The organism is Streptomyces iakyrus (genome assembly GCF_000717055.1).
GTDB classification, from domain to species: Bacteria; Actinomycetota; Actinomycetes; order Streptomycetales; family Streptomycetaceae; genus Streptomyces; species Streptomyces iakyrus.
Genome location: NZ_JNXI01000009.1, coordinates 26,550 through 52,085, shown reverse-complemented (window position 1 = coordinate 52,085; position 25,536 = coordinate 26,550). Strand labels below are relative to the sequence as shown.

Annotated in this window: 28 protein-coding genes; 24 read left to right on the top strand and 4 right to left on the bottom strand. The window is 68.0% G+C overall.

Annotated elements, in window-relative coordinates; translation table 11 throughout:
* Positions 1-50: 50 nt before the first annotated feature.
* Entirely contained in the window at positions 51-1,001 is a 951-nt protein-coding gene (locus tag OO68_RS15685; RefSeq protein WP_033308973.1) for a helix-turn-helix domain-containing protein, read from the bottom strand.
* 240 nt (positions 1,002-1,241) lie between these two features.
* Positions 1,242-1,721, bottom strand: coding sequence for an ATP-binding protein (locus OO68_RS42290; protein ID WP_051814659.1), 480 nt, complete (start codon positions 1,719-1,721; stop codon positions 1,242-1,244).
* Between the two features lie 157 nt (positions 1,722-1,878).
* Between OO68_RS42290 and OO68_RS15675 the strand changes: the two genes are divergently transcribed.
* Together OO68_RS15675 and OO68_RS15670 are read left to right on the top strand one after the other, a co-directional pair.
* A complete protein-coding gene (locus OO68_RS15675; protein WP_033308972.1) occupies positions 1,879-2,754 on the top strand; it encodes a helix-turn-helix domain-containing protein in 876 nt (291 codons plus the stop codon).
* Entirely contained in the window at positions 2,751-2,960 is a 210-nt protein-coding gene (locus OO68_RS15670; protein ID WP_033308971.1) for a DUF397 domain-containing protein, read from the top strand. Before OO68_RS15675 ends, OO68_RS15670 begins: the two co-directional genes overlap by 4 nt.
* A gap of 61 nt (positions 2,961-3,021) precedes the next feature.
* Here OO68_RS15670 and OO68_RS15665 read toward each other — a convergent pair whose 3' ends face one another.
* Positions 3,022-7,188, bottom strand: a complete 4,167-nt coding sequence (locus tag OO68_RS15665) for an Eco57I restriction-modification methylase domain-containing protein (RefSeq protein ID WP_051814658.1) — start codon at positions 7,186-7,188, stop codon at positions 3,022-3,024.
* Positions 7,188-10,430 carry a DISARM system SNF2-like helicase DrmD gene (gene drmD / locus OO68_RS15660; protein ID WP_051814657.1) on the bottom strand — a complete coding sequence of 1,081 codons (3,243 nt, stop codon included), beginning with the start codon at positions 10,428-10,430 and terminating at the stop codon, positions 7,188-7,190. The genes OO68_RS15665 and drmD overlap by 1 nt, the downstream gene beginning before the upstream one ends.
* Positions 10,431-10,656: 226 nt before the next feature.
* On the opposite strand from drmD, the gene OO68_RS15655 reads away from it, so the two are divergent.
* From OO68_RS15655 to rpmD, 22 genes are all read left to right on the top strand, one after another.
* Positions 10,657-15,240: a DUF6531 domain-containing protein gene (locus tag OO68_RS15655; protein WP_078625319.1), complete on the top strand. Its 4,584-nt coding sequence runs from the start codon at positions 10,657-10,659 to the stop codon at positions 15,238-15,240.
* A gap of 186 nt (positions 15,241-15,426) precedes the next feature.
* Positions 15,427-15,723, top strand: coding sequence for a hypothetical protein (locus tag OO68_RS47665; protein ID WP_245236987.1), 297 nt, complete (start codon positions 15,427-15,429; stop codon positions 15,721-15,723).
* Positions 15,724-16,165: 442 nt separating this feature from the next.
* Positions 16,166-16,474, top strand: a complete 309-nt coding sequence (gene rpsJ, locus OO68_RS15645; protein ID WP_003948644.1) for a 30S ribosomal protein S10 — start codon at positions 16,166-16,168, stop codon at positions 16,472-16,474.
* Positions 16,475-16,491: 17 nt separating this feature from the next.
* Complete coding sequence (gene rplC / locus OO68_RS15640) at positions 16,492-17,136, top strand: 50S ribosomal protein L3 (protein WP_033308969.1); 645 nt, start codon at positions 16,492-16,494, stop codon at positions 17,134-17,136.
* A gap of 4 nt (positions 17,137-17,140) precedes the next feature.
* Complete coding sequence (rplD, locus tag OO68_RS15635; protein ID WP_033308968.1) at positions 17,141-17,797, top strand: 50S ribosomal protein L4; 657 nt, start codon at positions 17,141-17,143, stop codon at positions 17,795-17,797.
* Positions 17,797-18,216 carry a 50S ribosomal protein L23 gene (rplW, locus tag OO68_RS15630; RefSeq protein ID WP_033308967.1) on the top strand — a complete coding sequence of 140 codons (420 nt, stop codon included), beginning with the start codon at positions 17,797-17,799 and terminating at the stop codon, positions 18,214-18,216. Before rplD ends, rplW begins: the two co-directional genes overlap by 1 nt.
* A gap of 40 nt (positions 18,217-18,256) precedes the next feature.
* On the top strand, positions 18,257-19,093 hold the full coding sequence (rplB, locus tag OO68_RS15625) for a 50S ribosomal protein L2 (RefSeq protein WP_031141294.1): 837 nt from the start codon (positions 18,257-18,259) through the stop codon (positions 19,091-19,093).
* Between the two features lie 12 nt (positions 19,094-19,105).
* Positions 19,106-19,387: a 30S ribosomal protein S19 gene (gene rpsS / locus OO68_RS15620; RefSeq protein ID WP_003992359.1), complete on the top strand. Its 282-nt coding sequence runs from the start codon at positions 19,106-19,108 to the stop codon at positions 19,385-19,387.
* Between the two features lie 42 nt (positions 19,388-19,429).
* The gene (rplV, locus tag OO68_RS15615) at positions 19,430-19,777 is read left to right on the top strand and encodes a 50S ribosomal protein L22 (RefSeq protein WP_033308966.1); all 348 of its coding nucleotides are present in this window, start codon (positions 19,430-19,432) and stop codon (positions 19,775-19,777) included.
* A complete protein-coding gene (rpsC, locus tag OO68_RS15610) occupies positions 19,777-20,604 on the top strand; it encodes a 30S ribosomal protein S3 (RefSeq protein WP_030839666.1) in 828 nt (275 codons plus the stop codon). The genes rplV and rpsC overlap by 1 nt, the downstream gene beginning before the upstream one ends.
* A gap of 5 nt (positions 20,605-20,609) precedes the next feature.
* Positions 20,610-21,029 carry a 50S ribosomal protein L16 gene (gene rplP / locus OO68_RS15605; RefSeq protein ID WP_003992362.1) on the top strand — a complete coding sequence of 140 codons (420 nt, stop codon included), beginning with the start codon at positions 20,610-20,612 and terminating at the stop codon, positions 21,027-21,029.
* Positions 21,029-21,253 carry a 50S ribosomal protein L29 gene (gene rpmC / locus OO68_RS15600; RefSeq protein WP_003974259.1) on the top strand — a complete coding sequence of 75 codons (225 nt, stop codon included), beginning with the start codon at positions 21,029-21,031 and terminating at the stop codon, positions 21,251-21,253. Before rplP ends, rpmC begins: the two co-directional genes overlap by 1 nt.
* The gene (gene rpsQ / locus OO68_RS15595) at positions 21,253-21,540 is read left to right on the top strand and encodes a 30S ribosomal protein S17 (protein ID WP_030839660.1); all 288 of its coding nucleotides are present in this window, start codon (positions 21,253-21,255) and stop codon (positions 21,538-21,540) included. The genes rpmC and rpsQ overlap by 1 nt, the downstream gene beginning before the upstream one ends.
* Before the next feature lie 104 nt (positions 21,541-21,644).
* A complete protein-coding gene (gene rplN, locus OO68_RS15590; protein WP_003992364.1) occupies positions 21,645-22,013 on the top strand; it encodes a 50S ribosomal protein L14 in 369 nt (122 codons plus the stop codon).
* Between the two features lie 2 nt (positions 22,014-22,015).
* Entirely contained in the window at positions 22,016-22,339 is a 324-nt protein-coding gene (rplX, locus tag OO68_RS15585) for a 50S ribosomal protein L24 (RefSeq protein WP_003992365.1), read from the top strand.
* A complete protein-coding gene (rplE, locus tag OO68_RS15580) occupies positions 22,339-22,896 on the top strand; it encodes a 50S ribosomal protein L5 (RefSeq protein ID WP_033308965.1) in 558 nt (185 codons plus the stop codon). Before rplX ends, rplE begins: the two co-directional genes overlap by 1 nt.
* 5 nt (positions 22,897-22,901) lie before the next feature.
* Entirely contained in the window at positions 22,902-23,087 is a 186-nt protein-coding gene (locus OO68_RS15575) for a type Z 30S ribosomal protein S14 (protein ID WP_003948630.1), read from the top strand.
* A 240-nt stretch (positions 23,088-23,327) separates the two neighbouring features.
* Entirely contained in the window at positions 23,328-23,726 is a 399-nt protein-coding gene (gene rpsH / locus OO68_RS15570; protein ID WP_030839654.1) for a 30S ribosomal protein S8, read from the top strand.
* A 24-nt stretch (positions 23,727-23,750) separates the two neighbouring features.
* Positions 23,751-24,290 (top strand): 50S ribosomal protein L6, encoded by a 540-nt coding sequence (gene rplF / locus OO68_RS15565; RefSeq protein WP_033308964.1) that lies wholly within the window; start codon positions 23,751-23,753, stop codon positions 24,288-24,290.
* A gap of 3 nt (positions 24,291-24,293) precedes the next feature.
* Positions 24,294-24,677: a 50S ribosomal protein L18 gene (gene rplR, locus OO68_RS15560; protein ID WP_007494754.1), complete on the top strand. Its 384-nt coding sequence runs from the start codon at positions 24,294-24,296 to the stop codon at positions 24,675-24,677.
* 67 nt (positions 24,678-24,744) lie between these two features.
* Positions 24,745-25,350 carry a 30S ribosomal protein S5 gene (gene rpsE / locus OO68_RS15555; protein ID WP_009190144.1) on the top strand — a complete coding sequence of 202 codons (606 nt, stop codon included), beginning with the start codon at positions 24,745-24,747 and terminating at the stop codon, positions 25,348-25,350.
* A 2-nt stretch (positions 25,351-25,352) separates the two neighbouring features.
* On the top strand, positions 25,353-25,535 hold the full coding sequence (rpmD, locus tag OO68_RS15550; protein ID WP_003974250.1) for a 50S ribosomal protein L30: 183 nt from the start codon (positions 25,353-25,355) through the stop codon (positions 25,533-25,535).
* Position 25,536: the final 1 nt, after the last annotated feature.

Here is a 25,536-nt window from a genome sequence, read left to right as displayed (position 1 = left end):
CACCCTAAAACATCGGTTTGATGCGTGAAGTTGCTTTTGTTGGGAGGGAGTTATGCCGCCGCGCAGGTGTCCAGGCCCGCGTCACGGCAGTCGCGGCAGTAGGAGCCGGGTGTGGGTGTTCTGATGGCGCGCTCGCAGCCCTCGCAGTTGCGGAAAGGGGGAGGGGGTGGCGGTGCGTCGGTGCCGCCTGACGGGGGTGTGGGAGGCGCGGAGGGTGCCGGGGGTGGCAGGAGTTCGGTGAGGCGGTAGGCGATCAGGGAGGCCGGGCGGCGGGGGTTGCTCGGGAGGTTCGACGTCAGGGCATGGCGGATGGCCTCGGGGCGCACGCCGCGTTCGAGCCAGGCGGCTGCTGCGGGGGCCAGGGCGCGGACGTCGCGCTCGGAGAGGAGCAGGCGGGGGTCGTGGTGGTGGAGGGTGGTGAGGAGCGCGGTGGCGGTGCGGTGGCGGTCGAGGTCGGGGGTTTGGGGTTCTGGGAGTGAGGGCTTGGGGGTAGGGGCTGCGGGCTCGGAGTCATGCTTTGGGTCGCCTGCAGGCCTGGGTTCGGGCTCGCCCGCGGTCTCCGGTTCACCGGGCTGTGGCGGCGCCGGTGGGGGAGAGGCGGGTGCTTGAGGAGGGCGGTCGGCGCTTGCTTCGGGGCGGGGTGTCTCGGCGGTCGCAGGCTGGTTGTACGAGACCGTGTGCGTGACGATCCGGCCGCTGGGGAGGCGTTCGCGGGTGCGGGCCAGGTAGCCGTGGGTCTCCAGTTCGCGCAGGGCTGCGGCGACACGGGTCTCGCCCTCGGGGAAGCGGGCGGCGAGCGTCTTGATGTCGACGCGGGCGCCCGAGGGCAGCGACTGGATGTGGCAGGCCAAGCCGATCGCCGTGAGGGAGAGCCGGCGGTGCTGGGTGAGGTGGTTGCCGACGACCGTGAAGCGGGTCGTGTGCTTGGTGTTGATGTGGGTGATGCCGCGCGGATTCAGCGGCTGGGCGCACGGGGGCGCGCTAAGGTGCGGGGTATCCATCGGGAAGGGGCCTATCTTCCTCGGTGGTCAGGCCCTCGATCGGGATTGCCGTCCCGGCCGGGGGCCGTCGCATGTCTGCGGTTGTGGTCGCGGCGAGCATATGCCCGGGAACCGGGCCGAATGCCAGCCCAGTTGGGCAGCGCCACTCTTCCGGGTGACGGGTTGGCCTGGGGTGCTGCGGGGAGGTGGGTGGGGTTGGGTTTGGTCGGTTCTCCCCACCCGGTCACGGAAAAGCTTTGATCACGCGTGGGGTCGGGGCGTGGGGTACCGAGTCGGGACGGTCCGCGATCCGGTGTCGCTGGTCTTCACCTCCGCCCAGACGGTCTTGCGTGGGGTGGGTCCGTGGGCCACTCCCCAGCGGTCCGCGAGAGCCTCTACGAGGACGAGGCCACGGCCCGACTCGCCGTCGGGGGTGACGGGTTCGCGGTGCGGCAGCCGGTCGCCCCTGGTGTCGGTGACCTCGATACGGAGGGTGTCGCCCACGACGTATAGCGTGAGCCGGAAGTCCCGTCCCGGGACGCGGCCGTGTGTGACGGCGTTGGCCGCCAGCTCGGCCACGAGGTGCTCCGCGGGGTCCAGCGGCAGTCCCCAGGTGCGGAGTTGTTCGTTCGCCAAGAGGCGGGCGAGGCGGGCTCCGCGTGGTGTGGCGGACAGCGGCACGCTGAAGTTGCGGATGTGGTGGAGCAGTTCGGTTCCGAGTTCGGCGATTTCCTGATTCACGTCACTCAGCGTGGCGGTCCGCGCTTACCGTGAACAGTGACGAAGTCGATACGTACGGTCACTGTCGGCTGCTTGTCCGGTCGTGTCCGGGCTTGTCGGGAGGGGCCGTACGGCGGTGGAGCGTCGAGGTTCGGCGGTTCGGCAGAGGGGCGGTGCGATGACGGTCGACGGGGAAGCGATGCGGCTCAAGAGCGAGGCGGATGAGCCGGGTTGGGAGGTGGACCCCGACGACGAGTGGGGCCTGGCGGTCATCGCCACCGTGGGGCGGCAGCTGAAGCTGCGGCGGGAGGCGGTGGGGATGCGCGCCGGCGAGTTCGGGACGGCGGTCGGGTACGGCGAGGATCTCGTCTACAAGATCGAGGGCGGGAAGCGGATCCCTCGGTTCGAGTACCTGGACAAGGCCGACGAGGTGTTGAACGCCGGTGGGCTGATTTCGGCGATGAAGGAGGATGTGAAGAAGGTTCGGTACCCGAAGAAGGTGCGGGACCTGGCGCAGATGGAGGCGCGGTCGGTTGAGATCGGTGTGTACGAGTGCTGCAACATCGCCGGTCTGCTGCAGACGCCCGAGCATGCTCGCGCCCTGCTGGAGTCTTGGCAGCCTGCCTACTCGCCGGAAGACCTGGAACGCCGGGTGGCCGCCCGTGTAGCACGGCAGGCCGTGTACGAGCGGTCGCCCGCGCCCGCGCTCAGCTTCGTCCTGGAAGAGGCGACGCTGCGCCGCACGGTTGGAGGCACAATGGTGCGGCGACAGCAGTTCGAACGCTTGCTGGAGGTGGGGCGGTTGAACAACGTCACCCTCCAGGTAATGCCGATGGACAGCGCACCCCATCCCGGCATGAGCGGCAGGATCGAAGTGCTGAAGTTCGAGGACGGAACGGCGGTGGGGCGCTCCGACGGCGCGTTCAGCGGACGCCCGACGCCCGAGCCGAAGCAGCTTCGCATTCTTGAGCTGCGGTATGGCACCATCCGGGCGCTGGCTCTCCCGCCTGGGGAGTCGTTGGCGCTGATCGAGCAACTGCTGGGAGAGACATGATCCTCAAGCCCACTGCCAGGGACAGCTCTGAACTGGCGTGGTTCAAGAGCAGCTACAGCAGCGGCCCCGACGGCGACTCCTGCGTCGAGATCGCCGTAGCCTCCGGCGCCATTCACGTCCGCGACTCAAAGGACATTGCAGGGCCGCAACTGGCACTCACGCCGGAGGTGTGGGCGGACTTTGTAGTGTACGCCTCCGGGGCATGACCGCTTCGCGCTCGTGCCCCGCCTGGTGAGAACCGAGTGCGGGGCGCGTCGGCGTACGGGATCAGAACAGGGCGTCCGGCGGGGAGAACAGCCCATCGTCATCGAAGGTCGAAGTGACGCTCTGGGATGTGCGCGCAGAGGCTCGTGCCCTCGCCTTGGCCTTGCGAGCAGCAGCCCGCCGGCGCTTGGCCTCCGGGGTATGCAGGCCTTTGTCTAGCTCTTCCTTGTAGCGCGCGTGGTTCAGCTCCAGAAGACGGTCCAGGACCTCAGTCTGGATGTCTGCGGCGATGGTAAAACGGGGTCCCTGTGCGGATTCACGGAAACCGTGCTGCAGATCGAGATCCACCCAGCCGTACGCCTCGGATACTGCCTGGTCAACTTCGACATGGGCGCCACGAATTGCCCGCAAGTCAGCGGCAGTTTCCGTCTCGGAGTGGACGACGTTGTACAGCGCGGTGAGGCCGATGCCACGGCTGTCCATGGCTGTCCGCTGAAGCTTCTCCAGTGCCTGACCGGCCTCATTGAGGCGCGGTGTCTCGTGGCAACGGGGGAAGTTCTCGTAGACGTCAGAGGGCGAGTATCGCAGGTCCCCGCGCATGTCTCCGGAGTATTTGACGGTCCACCAGTAATGCATGGAGCTGGTGAGTATCGCTAGCTCGGCTGCGCTACTGGTTGGAAATACCACGACCTGTTCGCTCATGACCTGGCCGGTAGGAACACGCAGCGGCGTGACCGTCTTACTGACGCGCGCAATGACTACTACTTGTTCCAGATCTGCGATGGCCTCGTATAGCTGCGGTGCTCGCTCGGCGTACTGCCACCATCGCTCTCGGCGCGCTGCTCGATTGTTCAGCGCCCTCACGGGCTGGACGTCCCGCTCCACGATTGCAAAAACTTCGGCGTACTCCTCCGCCTTCTCCTTCGCCCAGTCATGGAAGTTGATCACCCACCGGTTCGCGATCGCACCAGGCTGCTGGTTCAGGTCTTTGCCAATGAGGTAGGGAAACAGCACGTCCTTGTTATTCGAGTCCTTGGCGATCAGCTCTCGTGCGTCCTTACGCTCCAGCACGAACCCCTTGCCCAGCACGTTCGACCCCTGGAACGCCTGTGCTTCGTTCGCCACCAATCGATATGGCGTCCCAGACGCCCGCGAAGCCGGATCCAGCCCCGCCGTAATCCCCCGAACCTCGTTGCCGTTCAGCACCGGACCCTCACCCTGCCCGAGCTCCCCGGCCAGCCACAGCAACGACACCGCTACCGCCGCCGTCCCGGCCCACGGCTGGGACTTCACCGCCCGATAAACCGTCCAGCCATTGGCCGTCGCCTGATCAAGCCCGACCTCCCGGGTATCCCCCTGGGCAATCGTGTTCGTGGCGATGATCCCCGTACGCCGCCCCGGCGCCAGCGACAGGTTCCGCAGCAAAAAATACGAGCACAGGTCCGCGCTACCCCGCTTGCCGCCCCCCACCCGGTTCACCAGGTACTCGCGGTAGTCCTGCCCCAGCGCCCCCGTGAGCTTCTGGCCCCCCACAAACGGCGGATTCCCCACCACCGCATCAAACCCGCCCCCGGACCCCACCCCCATGACCTCCGGAAACTCCAACGGCCAATGCAACGGCCGAATAGCCTCAGCCCGAGGCCCCTTCAGCCACCCCTCCACAATCCCCCGAGCTCGCTCAGCCGCCCCCTCAGCCCCCGGCCCGTCCTCCAACGCGGTGGCCACCAGCCCGGCCACTGCCTCCAACCGGTTCCGGTACGCCCACGACTTCGCGTCTTCCTTGGCATCACGGAAGCGCGCCGCGCCCCGGGCCCCGCCCTGCTGCTCCTCACCGGAGAGCTCCGCGGCCTCCTCGTCGGAGATGCCCTCCGCGGCCAGCGCGGCCCCCACCACCGCATCTGCCGCTAGCCGCAGACGATCGGCCCGGGACTCCGCCTTGGCCAGCAGCTCCGCCTTGTCCCGGACCACGCGGATATCGGTCACCGCGGTCGACTCGATCTCCCGCCGCAGCTCCGCCGCCTCCGACAGCAGCGTCTCCGTGACGTCCAGCGCCCGCGCGACATCCGGACTCAACTGCCGGTCCTGCCACTCCAGATGGAACGCCTTGATCTGCCGGACGTCGATGACCCCGACCAGCGAGTCCCCGCTCCGCAACGCATGGTCCAGGAACGAGAACGGCCGCCCCTTCGCCAGCGTCACCAGCCACAGCGACAGCTTGGCCAGCTCCACGGCCATGGGGTCGCGGTCGACGCCGTACAGACACCGGTCGGCCACCAGCCGCCGGGCGATCTGGTGCAGTTGCTCATGGTCGTCGCGGTCGACGTCCCGGCCGATCTCCGCCGGCAGCTCCGGCTTCCGCAGCCACGCCTCCACCACCCGGTCGGCCAGATAGCGGCAGGCCGACACCAGGAAGGCACCCGAGCCCATCGCCGGGTCCAGGACCCGCAGTTTCAGCAGCTCATCAGCTGACTTGGCCTGCCAGACACCCGGTTCCGCCCCCTCGGCCGGGCCGGGCGAGTAACACAGGGGCGCCAGCGTGTGCTCGACGACCTCCTCAGCCAGCTTCTTCGGCGTGTAGTGCGTACCCGTGTTCCGGCGGTCGCTGGAGCGGACCATGACGACGGACCCCGCGGGGAAGACCAGCGGCGTTCCCCGCAGGTCGTCGCCCACCAGGGCCTCGAAGACCGCGACCCGCGCGGCCAGCGCCTCGTCGTTGTCGCAGGCGGCGTGCAGCTCGGCCGTCACCGTGCCGGTCGACTTCGCCATGGCGGAGTTCACTTGGGAGGCCGAGACGCCGGTGGCCTCCTTCAGGCCGGCCGCCAGCGCCGTACCGCCCGCGCCCCGCCACTCCTCCAGGCGGGCCAGCGGGAGAACCGCCTCGTACTGCTTGTCACGGCCGAGCACCACCCCGACGTACGCCTCGTCGGCCCTCCGGCAGCCGTACTCCAGCAGACCCTCGTAGACGTGCCCGATCTGCTCGACGTCCAGGCCCTTGTACGACAGGGCCTCCTCACCCTTCACACCCTTGCGGCGCAGGGTCAGCAGGGCGTGCAGGATCTCGTACACCACCCGGTCCGTGACCTTGGCCTCCGCCAGCCACGGGAAGCGGGCCGGGTCGAAGAGCGAGCCGCCGTACGCGGGGATCCACAGCTCCTCGTGCAGGCAGCCGCCGTGGATCGCCGCGAACAGCGCGGCCAGGCGCGGCCACGCTGCGGCCCGGCGGTCGCCCAGCTCGCCGCCGTGCAGGTCGCGGGCCTCGCACAGGTCGTCGTAGAGGGGGCCGACGCCGTAGGAGGCGTCGTACAGCGCGTCCCCGGACGGCAGCAGGCGCTGTTCCTCCGCGTAGAGGAGGAAGACCAGGCGCATCATCACCGTCAGCGCGCCCTCGTACACCTGCTTGTCCCGGACGCCGGCGAGCAGGTCACCACCCGACTCGCGGTCGAGGCGCGAAAGTTCGCCCACCAGCAGGGCCACGGCTGCCCGGACCTGCTTGCCCAGGGTGTCGGTGACCTCCGCCTGCTGCTCCGCCGTACGGGCGAACAGCGCGGCGAGGGACGAGGTGTGCGCTCCCTCCCTGTCACGCGCGGGCAGCGCGGCGCGGCGGGCGTGCAGGAGGCTGGCGAAGGCGCGCAGCAGGAGGGGTTCCTCGAACCACAGGTCGGCGTCGAAGACCGCGACGGTCTGCGCCTCCTTCGGGCGGGCGTGCACCAGTGCCCATTCGCGGCCGTTGGTCAGCAGGGCGAGGGGGACCTCGCGCCAGCGGGCCAGGTCGGCGGCCCGGTCGACCAGGGACGGCGTGTCGCCCTTGGCCCGGGTGAGGGAGTCGCCCCAGCCCGGCGTGCGGAAAAAGAGGACGCGCGGGCGTGACCCGTCGGGGGAGGGGCCGAGGAGGGCCGCGTCGGGGGTGTTCGCGCCGGCCCGGAGCGTCGGGGGGAGGGCGGCGCCGTCGCGCAGGCCGGGCGTCCAGCCGAGCAGCTCGCCGAGGACGAGCCGCTCCCAGGCTGGGCGAAGGAGGGCCGGGTCCCCCTGCACCTCGGCCCAGGCCTGGCGCAGGCGTGGCCGCAGACCGTCCGCGACATCGTCCAGGCCCTGCGGGAACACCGCCATCAGCACCGGGAGGGAGAGGAAGGGCCCGTCGGGGCGCAGGAGCTTCAGCCACTCCTCGTGCTGCTCGTCCGGCGTGGGGATGTGCCCCTTCGGCGGAAGCTTCTTACGAGCGGCGGGCGGCATCAGCGACGGACTCCTCGGGCGAGGGCGGACGGGACGAGGAAGGTGACGGAGACGGGGAACCAGCGTGGTGTGGGATCCGCCCAGCGGCGGCGCAGCGCCTCGGTCTCCGACTCGACGAGCGCGGGGATGCCCTTGAGGCGCTCGGTCAGGGCCTCATGGTCGGCGTTGAGCTGGTTGCGCTCGTCGTCGATATCGAAGAGAGAGCCCTGCTTCCAGTAGCTCTGGTCGTCGAGGCGGTCCCTGATGGACCGCTCCAGCTCGGCGAGGACCTTGCGCATGCCCTCGACCTCCTCCTCGCACCTGGTGGCGAGCAGCTTCTCGAGGGAACGGAACCTGGTGTGAGCGCGGTTCCTCAGGGCTCTGCCCAGCCGTGTCTCCAGGCCCTCGGCCCACAGCTCGGCCAGCTCGGCGGTCACCTCCTCGGCGGGCAGCTCGTCCGTGGCGGCGGACAGCCAGGTGTCCAGCTCCTCCTGCCGGGCGGTGTCGAGTTTCCCGGCCGCGATCGCGCCACCCGCGGTGATGATCTCCTCGTGGAGACGCGCGCCGCTGCTTCCGGAGATGACGACCCGGCCGTGTGCCACCACGGCGGGCGTGCGCAGCAGATCACCGGGGACGACCCGGGCCGTGACCCGGGACAGGCGCGCCTCGCGGCTGTCCGACCACAGCTCCGCCCGCAGCAGCGTCAGACACATCTGGACCAGACGGTGGCCCAGGTGGAGAAGGACCACATCCGTGCGCCCCCGGGCCTCCGCCTCGTCGAAGACGACCGGCCGTTCGACACCGGTGAGAGGGTGGATCAGCCCCTCGTTGCGGGCGTGTGCCCATGTGCCGGGCAGTTCGGGCAGCCGGAAGCAGCGGGCGTGCTTCCGCGGATCGGGGTCCGGGTTCGGATCGGGGACCTCGGTCAGGTCCTTGCGGTGGGCGAGCTGAAGAGCTGTGCTCACCACACGGCGCACGGTCTGCGCGTCGAGGTGCAGGGCCTGTCGGCTGCCCGTCAGCTCGTCGACCAGCTTCTGCAGCTCGCGGGCCAGGTCGCGCTCGAACTTCAGCGCCGCCCGCCCGGACCGCTTGGCGATCTCCGCGTCGGCGGTCGTCCAGCTCGACCGGCGGCCCAGCATCTTCTGCTCGACCTGCGCGGCGATGATCTCGCCGGCGCTGCCCAGGTCCTCGCGGATCTGCTCGGTCTTGCGGGCCGCGACGGCCAGGAAGTGCAGCTCGTCCTCAAGGGTGCCGTCGGCGTGCTGTGAGTCCGTGGTGTCGGTGCCGAAGCCCTGCCAGCCCTCGGGCACGAAGTGGAAGACCTCCACTTCCCGTGCCGTCTGCCCGTGTCGGTCGATACGGCCGTTGCGCTGCTCCAGGCGGTTGGGGTTCCATGGGATCTCCCAGTGGAGCAGGCGGTGGCAGTGCGCCTGGAGGTTGATGCCCTCGCTGGCCGCGTCCGTGGCCAGCAGGATGCGTACGGGGGAGAGGGACGGGTCCTCCTGGAAGACCGTCTTCACATGCTCACGCTCGTCGGGGCGCTGGCCGCCGTAGAGGAGAGCGATGCGCTCCTTCGGGTAGTGGGCGGCGATGAGACGGTCGTAGAGCCAGCGCTGGGTGTCGCGGTACTCGGTGAAGACGATCACCCGCCGCGGTTCCCAGTCGCCGAGCGGGCCGTTCTTGCACACGATGCCGTCGAGCCACTCGGTCAGCGCCTCGAACTTGGCGTCCGGCCGCCGGGTCGCATCCCGCGCCCAGGTGCTCAGCTCCTTGAGGAGCGTCCGCTCGGTGTCCGTGAGCGGGTGAGAGGCCTGGCGTACGGCGGTCATGGCCTGCTCGGCCGCCTCGGTGTGCTCCTCGTCGGACTCGGCCGTCTCCTCCACCCGGTCGATCAGCGGGCGGAGCACCTTCTCGCTCGGCGGCTTTTGGGCAGCAGGGCCGTTCCCCCGTTCCGTCATCGTCTTCAGATGGACGTCAATGGTCTCCGCGAACGCCTTCGGGGACGACAGGAAGCGCTTCTTCAGCAGTGTGGTGACGAAGTCCGACGCCGTTCGCTCCGTGCTGCTGTTCCCGGCCTCGCGGCGGGAGCGGGCGTACGCGGACAGCTTCCCGTACGCGCCGCGCGTCTCCTCCGTGTACGACACCTCCAGCGCGTGCGGCACTCGCTTCGGGAAGCGCGACCTGCCCCGCCAGTCGGGGGGCAGCTCCGACTTCAGCCGGCGCACCATGATCCGCCGCAGCTGCTCCTCGGACGGCTTCACACCGCGAGCGAAGCGGTGGTCGTCGAGCAGCTCCAGGAGCGCCGTGAAGGAGTTGAGATAGCCGTTGTGCGGGGTCGCGGAGAGGAAGAGACGGTGCTCGCAGTGCGGAGCAAGAGTCCGGATGGCCCGGGTGCGGTTCGAATCGACCGCGTACTTGCCCGTGCCGGAAGGCGCGCAGGTGTGCACCTCGTCGACGACGAGCAGGTCGAAGGCGCGCGGGTACTCGGGGACCTGCGGGAGGACCTCGCGCAGCATGCGCAGCGGGCGCTCACGCTTCAGCCAGTCCACGGAGACGATCAGCCGCGGATAGTGCGTCCACGGGTTCGCGTACAGGCCCCGGGAGCGGCGCAGCTCCTGGAGCAGCTTCGTGTCGACGATGCGGAAGTCCAGGCCGAACTTGTCGCGCATCTCGTCCCGCCACTGGAGGGTGAGCCCGGCCGGGCAGACGATCAGCATGGTGCGGGCGCGATGGCGCAGCATGAGCTCCTGCATGACCAGGCCCGCCTCGACCGTCTTGCCGAGGCCCACGTCATCAGCGATCAGGAGGTTCGTCCGGGGCATCGACAGGGCGCGGACGACCGGGTCCAGCTGGTAGTCCTGGATCTCGACACCCGAGCGGAAGGGCGCTTGGAGCGCCGTCTTGTCGGCCGAGGCGATGGCGCCCCAGCGGACCGCGTCCAGGAAGGCGTCGAGACGGCCGGGCTCGTCGAAACCGGCGGAGGGCGACGGCAACTCGTCCTCGTCGCGGACGCTGGTACCCGGCTCCAGCTCCCACACCACGCGCAGCCGCTCGTCCCGGGCGTCCCCCTCCAGCGAGGACAGCTCGACCAGGTGCGTCGCGGAGGCTTCGGCGGCGCGAGCCGGGTCGTCGGAGACGGTTGCGGAACGGGTCACGTCGGTGACCACCCAAGGCCGGTTGCGCACCTTGACGCGCTGACCAGGGGCCGGCACTCCGGAGTCCCGCGCCTCGAAGTTCTCCGCGTTCTCCAGTCGCACAGTCATCCGCGCCCGCCCCCTGTCACATGTGTCAGCGCTTGGAAAGTCTAGGGGCGTTGTGAGCACGGAGGTGGGTTGTTCGCATACCGCCAAGAACGGACGACGAGCCCGGACGGACGAGATCAACCCGGCTGACCTTCCCTGCCGAACTTCCAATCGAATAACTGTGCCTTGTAAGTTCACGTGTGCATACGGATGTTGCTGTTGATGTGCGCGTGACGGGGGTTGCGGTATGGCGGGGCACAGGCCTTCGGACTGGCATGTCCTGGACTTGGACAAGGACCCGACGCCGGGTGATCCGCAGCGGGTGCGCACACTCGCGAAGACCCTGCACGACTTCGCCGACGACGTGTCCGACGCGCTGCGCCTGGTCAAGGGCATGGCGGGGGAGGGCACGCTCCTTGAGTGGGCGGGCAAGTCCGCGGATGTCTTCAAGGAGGACTTCGCGGATGTGCCGAAGAACCTCAAGAAGCTGAAGAAGTCCTACGAGATGTGCGGGGACGCGCTGGCGGACTTCTGGCCGAAGCTGGAGCGGGCGCAGTCCCTGGCGGACAAGGCCCTGCGCAAGGGCCGTGAGGCGCAGGACAGTCTCTCCTCGGCGCAGTCGCGTCTGGCGTCGGCGGACTCGTGGGTGACGCGGGCCGGCAAGGAGGCGGACAAGTACAAGGACGACCCGACGGGCAGCAAGTCGGACGGTGACAAGCCGGACGAGGCGAAGGTTCGCGCCGCCACGCGTGATGTGCAGCACGCCAAGTCCGCCCAGACCAAGGCGCAGTCAGACGTCTCCGACGCGCAGGACGCCCTGGCCGCCGCGAAGAAGATGGCCGAGGACGCGCGCAAGATGCGTGACGAGGCGGCCCGTGAGGCGAAGTCGAAGATCGACGAGGCTTCCGACGCGGGTATTCAGAACCGGTCGTGGTGGGAGGACATCGGCGACTGGTTCGTCGACAACTGGGACACCATCGTCGCGGTCTGCAAGGTCGTGGTCACCGTGGTCGGGATCGTAGCGATGATCATCGGTGGGCCGATCCTCGCCGCGATCGTGGTGATCGCCGCTGCCGTCGTCCTCGCCGACACGCTCTACAAATATTCGAAAGGGCAGGCGTCCCTGTGGGACGTCGGTTTCGCGGCCTTGGACTGCATACCGGGCATGAAGGGGCTCACCACTCTCGGTGGACTGGCCAAGGGCCTCAAGGTTTTCGGTAAAGGTGGCCTGAAGGCCATGGCAAAGGGTCTCGGGAAGGGGTTGCGGCGAGAGGCCGATGACGCGGCGGCGAAAGCCAAACCGGCCAAGGGGCGCTGCAAGAACGGCGATCCGATCGACATGGTCTCGGGCGAGATGCTCATGGAGGAGACCGATGTCGAACTGCCCGGCCTGCCTCCGATGGCACTGCGTCGTACTCACCTGTCCACGTACCAGTGGGGCCGCTTCTTCGGGCCGTCGTGGGCCTCCACTCTGGACGAACGTCTCGAACTGGACGACGAGGGTGCGGCCTACGCCACCGAGGACGGCATGCTCCTGTTCTACCCGGTGCCGAGACCGGGCGCCTCGGCCATGCCGTTGGAGGGCCCGCGCCGGCCGCTGGACTGGGACGGCGCGCCTGGTGCTCCCCTGCGCATCAACGACCCCACCACCGGCGTCACCCGCCATTTCGGGCCCGCGACGAAACCGGCAGCGGCGGACGAAGCCTTCACCCTGTTTCTGGTCGCGCTCACCGACGAGAACGGCGCCCGCGTCGACATCGACCGAGCCCCCGATGGCACGCCAGTCGCGGTGCGTGACTCCGGCGGACGGCACCTGCACGTCGACGCCGCGGACGGCCGTGTCCTCCGGCTTCGTCTGCGCAACCCGGAGGACGGACCTGCAGGCACGCTCCTGAGGAGTTTCGGTTACGACCCTCAAGGCAACCTGACCGAGATCCGCGACGCCGGCGGGCTGCCGCGGAAGCTCACCTACGACGAGCGTGCCCGCATCACGTCGTGGACCGACCGCAACGGCTACCGGTACCGCTTCACCTATGACGCTCTGGACCGCTGCGTCCACGGTGAGGGAGCCGACGGCAGTCTCTCCTGCACCATCGCCTACGACAGCGAGGAGCGTGAGACGCGGTACACCGACGCGCTCGGCAACACGACGACCTATGTGTACAACGAGCTGGGCCAAGTCGTCGCCGAGACCGACCCCCTCGGTCACACCACGTACTCCGCATGGGACCGGTACGGACGACTGCTGTCCCGGACCGACGAACTGGGCCGCACGACCCGTTTCACCCTGGGCGAGCACGGCCAGCCCGTGCAGTTGGACCGGCCGGACGGCACCAGCGTCCGTGTGGAGTACAGCGACGAGGTTCTGCCCACCGCCATCACGGAAGCCGACGGGGCGCGCTGGGAGTGCACTTACGACGACCGGGGCAACCTCCTCACCAGCACCGATCCGCTGGGAGCGGTGAATGCGTACGCGTACGATGCCCGCGGCCATCGGATCGGGCAGACCGATGCCCTTGGCAACACGTTCCGCTTCACGACCGACGGGTGCGGCCTGCCCGTCCGCGTCATGGACCCGCGGGGCAGTGTGGTCACCGTGCGCCGGGACGCCTTCGGACGGGTCGTGCAGACGGACGACCCGGTCGGCGGGACCGTCCGCCAGGGATGGGACGCGGAGGGACGGCTCCTGTGGCGGGAGCGCGCCGACGGCACCTGGGAGACGTGGTCGTACGACGCGGAGGGCAACCTCACGGCCCACTGCGGCGCGGGAGGGTTCACCACTACGTTCGAATACGGCGCATTCGGCCGGCCCAGTTCCCGGACCGACCCGGACGGCGCGCGCTACCGCTTCGTCCATGACGCCGAACTACGGCTCGTCGGCGTCATCAACCCGCTTGGTGACGAGTGGAGTTACCGGTACGACGGAGCCGGCCGTCTTATCGGCGAGACGGACTTCAACGGTCGTACGCTGGCTTACGTCCACGACCCCACCGGCCGCCAGATCGAGCGGACGAACGGCACGGGCCAGCGGGTCCGCCTGACCCGTGACGTCGCCGGTCGAGTGGTGGAGTCCTGTACCGACGACGGTGCCGTGACGACCTTGCGCTACGACGTGGCGGGTCGATTGACCGAGGCGGCGAATCCCGGCAGCAGGGTCACCTATGGCTACGACGCGGTGGGCAGGATCCTCACAGAGACCGTCGACGGCCGGACCGTCACCAGTGCCTACGACCTCCTTGGCCGACGGGTGCGACGGACCACCCCGAGCGGCGTCACATCGCACTGGGCCTACGACGCAGCGGGCCTGCCGACGTCGCTTCTCACCGCGGGTGGTGAGCTGACCTTCGCACACGACGCGGCCGGCCGGGAGATCACCCGCGGCCTCGCCGGTGCCGCAGTGCTGACGCAGAGCTGGGACGCCGGGCACCGCCTCGTCGAACAGGTCATCCGGTCCGGGGGTGAGACCGGAGAGGACGCCGGTGGTGCGACTGTGCGCCAGGTCAGGTCCTATACGTATCGCGGAGACGGTCACGTCGCCTCGGTCACCGACCGGCTAGGCGCCACTCGCAGGTTCGGCCTCGACCGTGCGGGGCGCGTCACCCGGGTGTCCGCGGAAACCTGGACCGAGACCTATGCCTATGACGAGCTCGGCAACCTCACCGCAGCCGCCCACCCCGCCCCCGGGACAGAGGACGTGCAGGGACCGGTGAAGAACTCCGGTACGCGGGTCACCGTGGCGGGCCGCGCCACGTACGAGCACGACGACCAGGGACGCGTGGTCCGCGTGATCCGCCGCACCCTGTCCGGCCTGCGACAGATCTGGAGGTACGTCTGGGACGCGGACGACCGGCTCACGGAAGCCGTGACACCCGAACACGGTGTGTGGCATTACCGTTACGACGTACTCGGTCGACGGACGGCCAAGTGGCGTGTGGCCGAGGACGGTTCGGCAGCAGATGAAGTCCTTTTCACCTGGGACTGCGCCAATCTCGCCGAACAGCAGACCCTCCGCGACAGCATGGTGGAGACCGAGACCTGGGAATGGGAGCCGGGCACTCACAGGGCGGCCGCCCAGGTGCGGAGCCGCTGGCACACCGACGCCCCGGACGCGATCGACAGGCAGTTCTACGCGATCGTCACCGACCTGGTCGGCACCCCCAGCGAGCTCGTCGGCGTGGACGGGACCATCGCCTGGCGGGCGGCCACCAGCCTGTGGGGGAGGCCCCTCGCCGGCGATGACGGCGGTTTGTGCCCGTTGGCCTTCCCCGGCCAGTACCGCGACGCGGAAACCGGCCTGCACTACAACCTGGCCCGCTACTACGACCCGGACACCGCGAGCTATCTGAGCCCCGACCCGCTCGGTCTGATCCCGGCCCCGAACCACCACGCGTACGTCGACAACCCCCTGGTCCGGAGCGACCCGCTGGGTCTGGAAGGCGACAGCACCGAGCCCGCCCGCGTCTACGACGACTCGGAGTACAGCAAGCATGGTTCGGGAAGCAGCTCGTCAGCCAAGGGCGAGGTCAGCCGCGCGCCGTCCAACGGTCAGGCGGCGCTGGACCGGTCCATCGACATGGATCCGAACAATCCGAATGTCACTCGCCGCCTCGGCGTGGATCATGCGAACAACGAGATCGTTGTCCTTGACCGGCACCGAGCGATAACCGACAAGAACGGCAATATCGTCAAGGAGATCTACCACGGTCACGTGCAGTCCTCGTACCCGTCGAGGAGCGTCACGCAGGGCGATCTGACCAAGCTGAAGAAGGCAGGCATGATCGACAACGTCAAGAAGCAGCGGGTACTGCCGCCGCCTCCATGCGACGGGTGAGAGGGAGAGGAATCGGCTGTGGCACCTGAGTGGGACTGGGAAAGCGGCGAAGGGCTCCTGGGACTGGATGACCCCGGTGAGTGGGACAGCGCATTCGAGCGTGGCGCAGCGCACCTCGGTACGGGGGTCATCGGACTGGCGTACCAGTGTTCGCTGGAGGAGGCGGCGCCGCGGATCGTCAGGGCCATGCAGCTACCGGACCAGGAGCAGCGCGGATACGCCTTCACAGCAGCGGGCCACGCGGCCCGGCTTCACGAACGGCTGACCCCGCAGTTGTATGCAGTCCTGCGCGTCGAGGGGGCGGGCGGCGGAGCCGAGCATGCCATCAGGGACGTCCTGACGTACGTGCCGTTCCGTAGGCTGCCGTCGTGGCTGAAGTGGCGGTGGGTGTTGGCGACCGTGCGGGACAAGGTGCAGGGCTGGTGGTTGCGGGCCGCGGACGCCGGCGGCGACGCCTGGCGAGCGCTGCGGCGACGCAAGTAGCTCGGACTCGTCCACTGCACGGTTTGACCTACGTCACCCCCGGGGTATTCTCTCCGGCTCGATTGGCGTAGCCCCCGTCCCATATGGCAGACTGTCCGAGTTGCTCGGTCGAGTGTTGATGCTGCGCGCCTCCCGCCGGGAGGACCGGAAGCGAGTCCCACAGTACTCGTCGCCCTAACTGCCACCACGGCAGCGCTGGGGCGGACGTACGGGAATCTTTCGGGAAGTGTCAGTGCGGCACCGGCCAGGCACCCGGTGGGCCTTCAGCCCCCGGCTCGCGGTTCCGGCAGGGCCGTGCGCAATCCCGCAGGGATGTTCGGACAAGGGACATCTGTGTCAGCGAGAGTGCGACACGCCCGACCGCGTGGGTCGGAGGAGCAGAAGGCAGCAACAGGAATCCACCGGGTTCCAGAGCGTTGAGAGACAGGACTACTGAGTAGCCATGGCGGGACAGAAGATCCGCATCCGGCTCAAGGCCTACGACCACGAGGTCATCGACTCCTCGGCGAAGAAGATCGTCGAGACGGTGACCCGCACTGGTGCGTCGGTCGCGGGCCCGGTGCCGCTGCCCACTGAGAAGAACGTGTACTGCGTCATCAAGTCGCCGCACAAGTACAAGGACTCGCGCGAGCACTTCGAGATGCGCACGCACAAGCGCCTGATCGACATCCTCGACCCGACCCCCAAGACCGTTGACTCTCTGATGCGACTCGACCTCCCGGCCGGTGTCGACATCGAGATCAAGCTCTGAGGCCGGTGATCTGAACGATGGCTAAGCAGATCAAGGGCATCCTGGGCGAGAAGCTCGGCATGACGCAGGTGTGGGACGCGAACAACCGTGTTGTTCCGGTCACCGTCGTCAAGGCCGGCCCCAACGTCGTCACCCAGGTCCGCACGAACGATGTCGACGGCTACGAGTCCGTCCAGATCGCGTTCGGCGAGATCGACCCGCGCAAGGTGAACAAGCCCCTCAAGGGCCACTTCGCCAAGGCCGACGTCACTCCCCGCCGCCACCTCGTCGAGATCCGTACCGCTGACGCCAGCGAGTACACCCTCGGCCAGGAGATCACCGCTGAGGTGTTCGAGGCCGGCATCAAGGTCGACGTGACCGGCAAGAGCAAGGGCAAGGGCTTCGCCGGTGTCATGAAGCGTCACAACTTCAAGGGCCTCGGCGCCGGACACGGCACCCAGCGCAAGCACCGCTCCCCCGGTTCCATCGGTGGCTGCGCCACCCCGGGCCGTGTGTTCAAGGGCCTCCGCATGGCGGGTCGCATGGGCAACGAGCGGGTCACCACCCAGAACCTGACCGTCCACGCCGTTGACGCGGAGAAGGGTCTGCTGCTCATCAAGGGCGCGGTTCCCGGTCCGAACGGCGGCCTCGTCCTGGTCCGCACCGCGGCCAAGGGGGCCTGAGGTAATGAGCACTGTTGACATCCTTTCGCCGGCGGGCGACAAGGCCGGTTCCGTCGAGCTCCCCGCGGAGATCTTCGACGTCGAGAAGGTCAGCATCCCGCTGATCCACCAGGTCGTCGTCGCGCAGCTGGCCGCTGCCCGTCAGGGCACGCACAAGACCAAGACCCGTGGCGAGGTCCGCGGCGGTGGCAAGAAGCCGTACCGCCAGAAGGGCACCGGTCGCGCCCGTCAGGGTTCGACCCGCGCGCCGCAGTTCGCCGGTGGTGGCGTCGTGCACGGTCCCGTGCCGCGTGACTACTCGCAGCGGACCCCGAAGAAGATGAAGGCCGCGGCCCTGCGCCACGCCCTCACCGACCGGGCCCGCCACAACCGCATCCACGTCGTCTCCGGCGTGGTCGAGGGCGAGACCCCCTCCACGAAGGCCGCCAAGACGCTGTTCGGCAAGATCTCGGAGCGCAAGAACCTGCTCCTGGTCGTCGACCGCGCCGACGAGGCCGCGTGGCTGTCCGCCCGCAACCTGCCCCAGATCCACATCCTGGAGCCGGGCCAGCTGAACACGTACGACGTTCTCGTCTCGGACGACGTGGTCTTCACCCAGGCCGCCTTCGAGTCCTTCGTGTCCGGCCCGAAGGCCAATGACACCGAAGGGAGCGAGGTCTGATGGCTATCCGTCACCCCGCTATCGCCTCCAAGGCGGCGAAGAAGGCCAAGGCCGCGCGCGTCGCCAAGGCGCGCCGCCACGCCGCCGAGGGCAAGAACACCGTCGAGACCCCGCTGAGCAAGTCCTTCACGGACCCCCGTGACGTGCTGCTCAAGCCGGTCGTCTCCGAGAAGAGCTACGCGCTCCTCGACGAGGGCAAGTACACGTTCATCGTGGACCCGAGCGCCAACAAGACCCAGATCAAGCAGGCCGTGCAGTCGGTCTTCTCGGTCAAGGTCACCGGGGTCAACACGATCAACCGCCAGGGCAAGCGCAAGCGGACCCGCACCGGCTTCGGCCAGCGCGCGTCCACCAAGCGCGCGATCGTGACCCTCGCTGAGGGCGACCGTATCGACATCTTCGGCGGTCCGACCGCCTAAGGGCGGTCCGGATCGTCCGATATCGGACGAGGACTGAGAAATGGGAATCCGCAAGTACAAGCCGACTACGCCGGGCCGTCGTGGCTCCAGCGTTGCCGACTTCGTCGAGGTCACGCGGTCCACGCCGGAGAAGTCGTTGGTCCGCCCCCTGCACAGCAAGGGTGGCCGTAACAACTCCGGTCGTGTGACCGTCCGCCACCAGGGCGGTGGCCACAAGCGCGCCTACCGCGTGATCGACTTCCGTCGTCACGACAAGGACGGCGTGCCGGCGAAGGTCGCGCACATCGAGTACGACCCCAACCGCACCGCGCGCATCGCGCTCCTGCACTACGCGGACGGCGAGAAGCGCTACATCCTCGCGCCGCGTGGCCTGAGCCAGGGCGACCGCGTCGAGAACGGTCCCGGGGCCGACATCAAGCCGGGCAACAACCTTGCCCTGCGCAACATCCCGGTCGGTACCACGCTGCACGCCATCGAGCTGCGTCCGGGCGGCGGTGCGAAGTTCGCCCGCTCCGCCGGCGCCTCGGTGCAGCTGCTCGCGAAGGAGGGCTCGATGGCCCACCTTCGCATGCCGTCCGGTGAGATCCGTCTGGTCGACCAGCGCTGCCGCGCCACGGTCGGCGAGGTGGGCAACGCCGAGCAGAGCAACATCAACTGGGGTAAGGCGGGCCGTAAGCGCTGGCTGGGCGTTCGCCCGACCGTGCGTGGTGTGGTCATGAACCCGGTGGACCACCCGCACGGTGGTGGCGAAGGCCGTACCTCGGGTGGTCGCCACCCGGTGTCCCCCTGGGGCAAGAAGGAAGGCCGTACTCGTTCGCCCAAGAAGGCGTCGAACAAGTACATCGTCCGCCGCCGCAAGACGAACAAGAAGCGCTAAGGACGGGTTGAGATGCCTCGTAGCTTGAAGAAGGGGCCCTTCGTCGACGACCACCTGATCAAGAAGGTGGACGCCCAGAACGAAGCCGGCACCAAGAACGTCATCAAGACCTGGTCCCGTCGCTCCATGATCGTGCCGGCCATGCTCGGCCACACGCTCGCGGTGCACAACGGCAAGACCCACATTCCGGTGTTCGTCACCGAGTCGATGGTCGGCCACAAGCTCGGCGAGTTCTCGCCGACGCGCACCTTCCGGGGTCACGTCAAGGACGACCGGAAGTCGAAGCGCCGCTAAGCGCGGGGTGGAATGACCATGACAGACACTGGAAGGACAACCATGGAAGCCAGGGCCCAGGCGCGGTACATCCGCGTCACGCCCATGAAGGCCCGCCGCGTGGTGGACCTCATCCGTGGCATGAGCGCCACGGAGGCTCAGGCGGTCCTGCGTTTCGCCCCGCAGGCCGCGAGCCAGCCGGTCGGCAAGGTGCTTGACAGCGCCATCGCCAACGCCGCGCACAACTACGACCACACCGATGTCGACAGCCTCTTCGTCTCCGAGGCCTACGTCGACGAGGGCCCGACCCTGAAGCGGTTCCGTCCGCGCGCCCAGGGCCGTGCCTACCGGATCCGCAAGCGGACCAGCCACATCACCGTGGTCGTCAGCAGCAAGGAAGGAACCCGGTAATGGGCCAGAAGGTAAACCCGCACGGGTTCCGGCTCGGTGTCACGACCGACTTCAAGTCGCGTTGGTACGCCGACAAGCTGTACAAGGACTACGTCAAGGAAGACGTCGCCATCCGTCGGATGATGACGTCCGGCATGGAGCGCGCCGGCATCTCCAAGGTCGAGATCGAGCGCACCCGTGACCGCGTGCGGGTGGACATCCACACCGCTCGTCCGGGCATCGTCATCGGCCGCCGTGGGGCCGAGGCCGACCGCATCCGCGGTGACCTCGAGAAGCTCACGGGCAAGCAGGTCCAGCTGAACATCCTCGAGGTCAAGAACCCCGAGACCGACGCTCAGCTGGTTGCCCAGGCCGTCGCCGAGCAGCTCTCCTCCCGCGTCTCCTTCCGCCGCGCCATGCGTAAGAGCATGCAGTCGGCGATGAAGGCCGGCGCCAAGGGCATCAAGATCCAGTGCGGTGGCCGCCTCGGTGGCGCCGAGATGTCCCGCTCGGAGTTCTACCGCGAGGGCCGTGTGCCCCTGCACACGCTCCGCGCGAACGTGGACTACGGCTTCTTCGAGGCCAAGACGACCTTCGGCCGCATCGGCGTGAAGGTCTGGATCTACAAGGGCGACGTCAAGAACATCGCCGAGGTCCGCGCCGAGAACGCCGCTGCCCGTGCGGGTAACCGCCCGGCCCGCGGTGGCGCCGACCGCCCGGCCCGTGGTGGCCGCGGTGGCGAGCGTGGCGGGCGCGGTCGTAAGCCGCAGCAGGCTGCCGGCGCCGAGGCCCCCAAGGCCGAGGCTCCCGCCGCCGCTCCGGCTGAGAGCACCGGAACGGAGGCCTGACCGTCATGCTGATCCCCCGTAGGGTCAAGCACCGCAAGCAGCACCACCCCAAGCGCAACGGCATGTCCAAGGGTGGCACGCAGGTTGCGTTCGGCGAGTACGGCATCCAGGCGCTGACCCCGGCCTACGTGACGAACCGCCAGATCGAGGCGGCTCGTATCGCGATGACCCGCCACATCAAGCGTGGCGGCAAGGTCTGGATCAACATCTACCCGGACCGCCCCCTCACCAAGAAGCCCGCTGAGACCCGCATGGGTTCCGGTAAGGGTTCTCCTGAGTGGTGGATCGCCAACGTCAAGCCCGGACGTGTGATGTTCGAGCTGTCGTACCCCAACGAGAAGATCGCGCGCGAGGCTCTGACCCGTGCGGCTCACAAGCTGCCGATGAAGTGCAAGATCGTCAAGCGCGAGGCAGGTGAAGCGTGATGTCGGCCGGTACCAAGGCGTCTGAGCTGCGCGAGCTGGGCAACGAGGAGCTTCTCGCGAAGCTTCGCGAGGCCAAGGAAGAGCTGTTCAACCTCCGCTTCCAGGCGGCGACGGGTCAGCTCGAGAACCACGGTCGGCTCAAGGCCGTCCGCAAGGACATCGCGCGGATCTACACCCTGATGCGTGAGCGCGAGCTGGGCATCGAGACGGTGGAGAGCGCCTGATGAGCGAGAGCAACGTGACTGAAGAGACCAAGACGGACCGCGGTTTCCGCAAGACCCGCGAGGGCCTGGTCGTCAGCGACAAGATGGACAAGACCGTCGTCGTCGCCGTCGAGGACCGCGTCAAGCACGCGCTGTACGGCAAGGTCATCCGCCGTACGAGCAAGCTCAAGGCCCACGACGAGCAGAACGCCGCGGGTGTCGGCGACCGCGTCCTCCTCATGGAGACCCGGCCGCTGTCCGCGACGAAGCGCTGGCGCGTCGTCGAGATCCTCGAGAAGGCCAAGTAATCCCTCCTAGGGGGACTCCCTAGGCATCGTTCCGCCAGGCTCGGGGAGAAGCGTGATTCCTTCACGCTTCTCCCCGGGAACCGGCAGACAATCAGGAGATAGACGTGATCCAGCAGGAGTCGCGACTGCGTGTCGCCGACAACACTGGTGCGAAGGAGATCCTTTGCATCCGTGTGCTCGGTGGCTCCGGTCGCCGCTACGCGGGTATCGGTGACGTCATCGTCGCCACCGTCAAGGACGCGATCCCCGGCGGCAACGTGAAGAAGGGTGACGTCATCAAGGCGGTCATCGTTCGCACCGTCAAGGAGCGCCGCCGTCCGGACGGCTCGTACATCCGCTTCGACGAGAACGCCGCCGTCATTCTCAAGAACGACGGCGACCCTCGTGGCACCCGTATCTTCGGCCCGGTGGGCCGGGAGCTGCGCGAGAAGAAGTTCATGAAGATCATCTCCCTCGCGCCGGAGGTGCTGTGAGCATGAAGATCAAGAAGGGCGACCTGGTTCAGGTCATCACGGGTAAGGACAAGGGCAAGCAGGGCAAGGTCATCGCGGCCTTCCCCCGCGAGGACCGTGTCCTGGTCGAGGGTGTCAACCGGGTCAAGAAGCACACCAAGGCCGGTCCGACGGCTCGCGGTTCGCAGGCCGGCGGCATCGTCACCACCGAGGCCCCCATCCACGTCTCCAACGTCCAGCTGGTCGTGGAGAAGGACGGCAACAAGGTCGTGACCCGCGTCGGTTACCGCTTCGACGACGAAGGCAACAAGATCCGCGTTGCCAAGCGGACGGGTGAGGACATCTGATGGCTACCACCACCACTCCGCGTCTGAAGCAGAAGTACCGTGAGGAGATCACGGGCAAGCTGCGTGACGAGTTCAAGTACGAGAACGTCATGCAGATCCCCGGTCTCGTCAAGATCGTGGTCAACATGGGTGTGGGCGACGCCGCCCGCGACTCCAAGCTGATCGAGGGCGCCATCCGCGACCTCACCACGATCACCGGTCAGAAGCCGGCCGTCACCAAGGCTCGCAAGTCCATCGCGCAGTTCAAGCTGCGTGAGGGCCAGCCGATCGGTGCCCACGTCACGCTTCGTGGCGACCGCATGTGGGAGTTCCTGGACCGCACCCTGTCGCTCGCGCTGCCGCGCATCCGCGACTTCCGCGGCCTGTCCCCCAAGCAGTTCGACGGCCGTGGCAACTACACCTTCGGTCTCACGGAGCAGGTCATGTTCCACGAGATCGACCAGGACAAGATCGACCGCACCCGGGGTATGGACATCACCGTGGTGACCACGGCGACCAACGACGCTGAGGGCCGCGCGCTCCTTCGTCACCTCGGCTTCCCCTTCAAGGAGGCGTGAGCGAGATGGCGAAGAAGGCTCTGATCGCTAAGGCTGCTCGCAAGCCCAAGTTCGGTGTGCGTGGCTACACCCGCTGCCAGCGCTGCGGCCGCCCGCACTCCGTGTACCGCAAGTTCGGCCTCTGCCGCGTGTGCCTTCGTGAGATGGCTCACCGTGGCGAGCTGCCGGGCGTGACCAAGAGCTCCTGGTAATCCCCCTTATAGGGATTCGCAGGGCTCTCGGTAAGCACGTAGGGGTGGCAGGACGCCCGGCCCGCATGGCTTAGGCTTGTGGGGTTGGGCGTCTGCCGCCGCCCTTACGCCGCGGACACCTGTCCGCTCATTGAATGCTTACTACGCCGTAGGTCCACCGCGCCGCACCCGTCCCGTCTCGGATCGGGGAGAGGGATGGCGCACCAGGAAACCCCGGCGAGAGAGGCCGAAGGCCAATTCATGACCATGACTGATCCGATCGCAGACATGCTGACGCGTCTGCGGAACGCGAACTCGGCGTACCACGACTCCGTGACGATGCCGGCGTCCAAGATCAAGTCGCACATCGCGGAGATCCTCCAGCAGGAGGGCTTCATCACGGGCTGGAAGGTCGAGGACGCCGAGGTCGGCAAGAACCTCGTCCTGGAGCTGAAGTTCGGCCCCAACCGTGAGCGCTCCATCGCGGGCATCAAGCGGATCTCCAAGCCCGGTCTCCGGGTGTACGCGAAGTCCACCAACCTGCCGAAGGTTCTGGGCGGCCTGGGCGTGGCCATCATCTCCACGTCGCACGGGCTCCTGACCGACAAGCAGGCGCAGAAGAAGGGCGTGGGTGGGGAAGTCCTCGCCTACGTCTGGTAATTCGGGAACGGAGGAGAGACAGCAATGTCGCGTATCGGCAAGCTCCCCATCCCGGTTCCCGCCGGCGTGGACGTCACCATCGACGGCCGTACGGTCGCGGTCAAGGGCCCCAAGGGCGAACTGACCCACACCGTCATCGCGCCGATCGACATCGCGAAGGCCGAGGACGGCACCCTTCAGGTGCTGCGGCCGAACGACGAGCGGCAGAGCAAGGCCCTGCACGGCCTGTCCCGCACGCTGGTGGCGAACATGATCACCGGTGTGACCCAGGGATACGTCAAGAAGCTCGAAATCAGCGGTGTCGGTTACCGTGTCGTGGCCAAGGGCTCCAACCTGGAGTTCTCCCTGGGCTACAGCCACCCGATCCTGGTCGAGGCCCCCGCGGGCATCACCTTCAAGGTGGAGTCCCCGACCCGTTTCTCGGTCGAGGGCATCGACAAGCAGAAGGTCGGCGAGGTTGCGGCCAACATCCGCAAGCTGCGCAAGCCCGACCCGTACAAGGCCAAGGGCGTCAAGTACGAGGGCGAAGTCATCCGCCGCAAGGTCGGAAAGGCGGGTAAGTAAGCCATGGCATACGGACAGAAGATCCTTAAGGGCGACGCCTACAAGCGCGCCGCGATCAAGCGCCGCCACATCCGGATCCGTAAGCACATCAACGGTACGGCGGAGCGTCCGCGTCTGGTCGTTACCCGCTCGAACCGCCACATCGTGGCCCAGGTGATCGACGACATCAAGGGTCACACCCTGGCGTCGGCGTCCACCCTGGACACCTCGATCCGCGGTGGCGAGGGCGACAAGTCCGCGCAGGCCAAGCAGGTCGGCGCCCTGGTCGCCGAGCGCGCCAAGGCCGCCGGTGTCGAGGCCGTCGTGTTCGACCGTGGTGGTAACCAGTACGCGGGGCGCATCGCCGCCCTGGCGGACGCCGCCCGCGAGGCCGGACTCAAGTTCTGAGTCGCCCGTCGCGTCAGCGACAAATTCGTTGGCGCGTAGCTAGCGGAAACAGAGAGAGGTAATTCCAATGGCTGGACCCCAGCGCCGCGGTGGCGGTGCCGGTGGCGGCGAGCGGCGGGACCGGAAGGGCCGTGACGGCGGCGCTGCTGCCGCCGAGAAGACCGCGTACGTTGAGCGCGTTGTCGCGATCAACCGCGTCGCCAAGGTTGTGAAGGGTGGTCGTCGCTTCAGCTTCACCGCGCTGGTCGTGGTGGGCGACGGTGACGGCACCGTGGGTGTCGGATACGGCAAGGCCAAGGAGGTGCCGGCCGCCATCGCCAAGGGTGTTGAGGAGGCCAAGAAGCACTTCTTCAAGGTCCCCCGCATCCAGGGCACCATCCCGCACCCCATCCAGGGTGAGAAGGCTGCCGGCGTCGTGCTCCTGAAGCCCGCGTCGCCCGGTACCGGTGTTATCGCCGGTGGTCCGGTGCGCGCCGTGCTCGAGTGCGCCGGTATCCACGACGTGCTGTCGAAGTCGCTCGGCTCCGACAACGCGATCAACATCGTGCACGCGACCGTGGAGGCCCTGAAGGGTCTGCAGCGTCCCGAGGAGATCGCGGCCCGCCGTGGTCTGCCCCTCGAGGACGTCGCCCCCGCGGCTCTTCTCCGTGCGCGTGCCGGGGCGGGTGCGTAATCATGGCGCAGCTCAAGATTACGCAGGTCAAGTCCTACATCGGCAGCAAGCAGAACCACCGTGACACCCTGCGTTCCCTTGGTCTCAAGGGCATCAACACGCAGGTCGTCAAGGAGGACCGCCCCGAGTTCCGCGGCATGGTGCACACCGTCCGCCACCTCGTGACGGTCGAGGAGGTCGACTGAT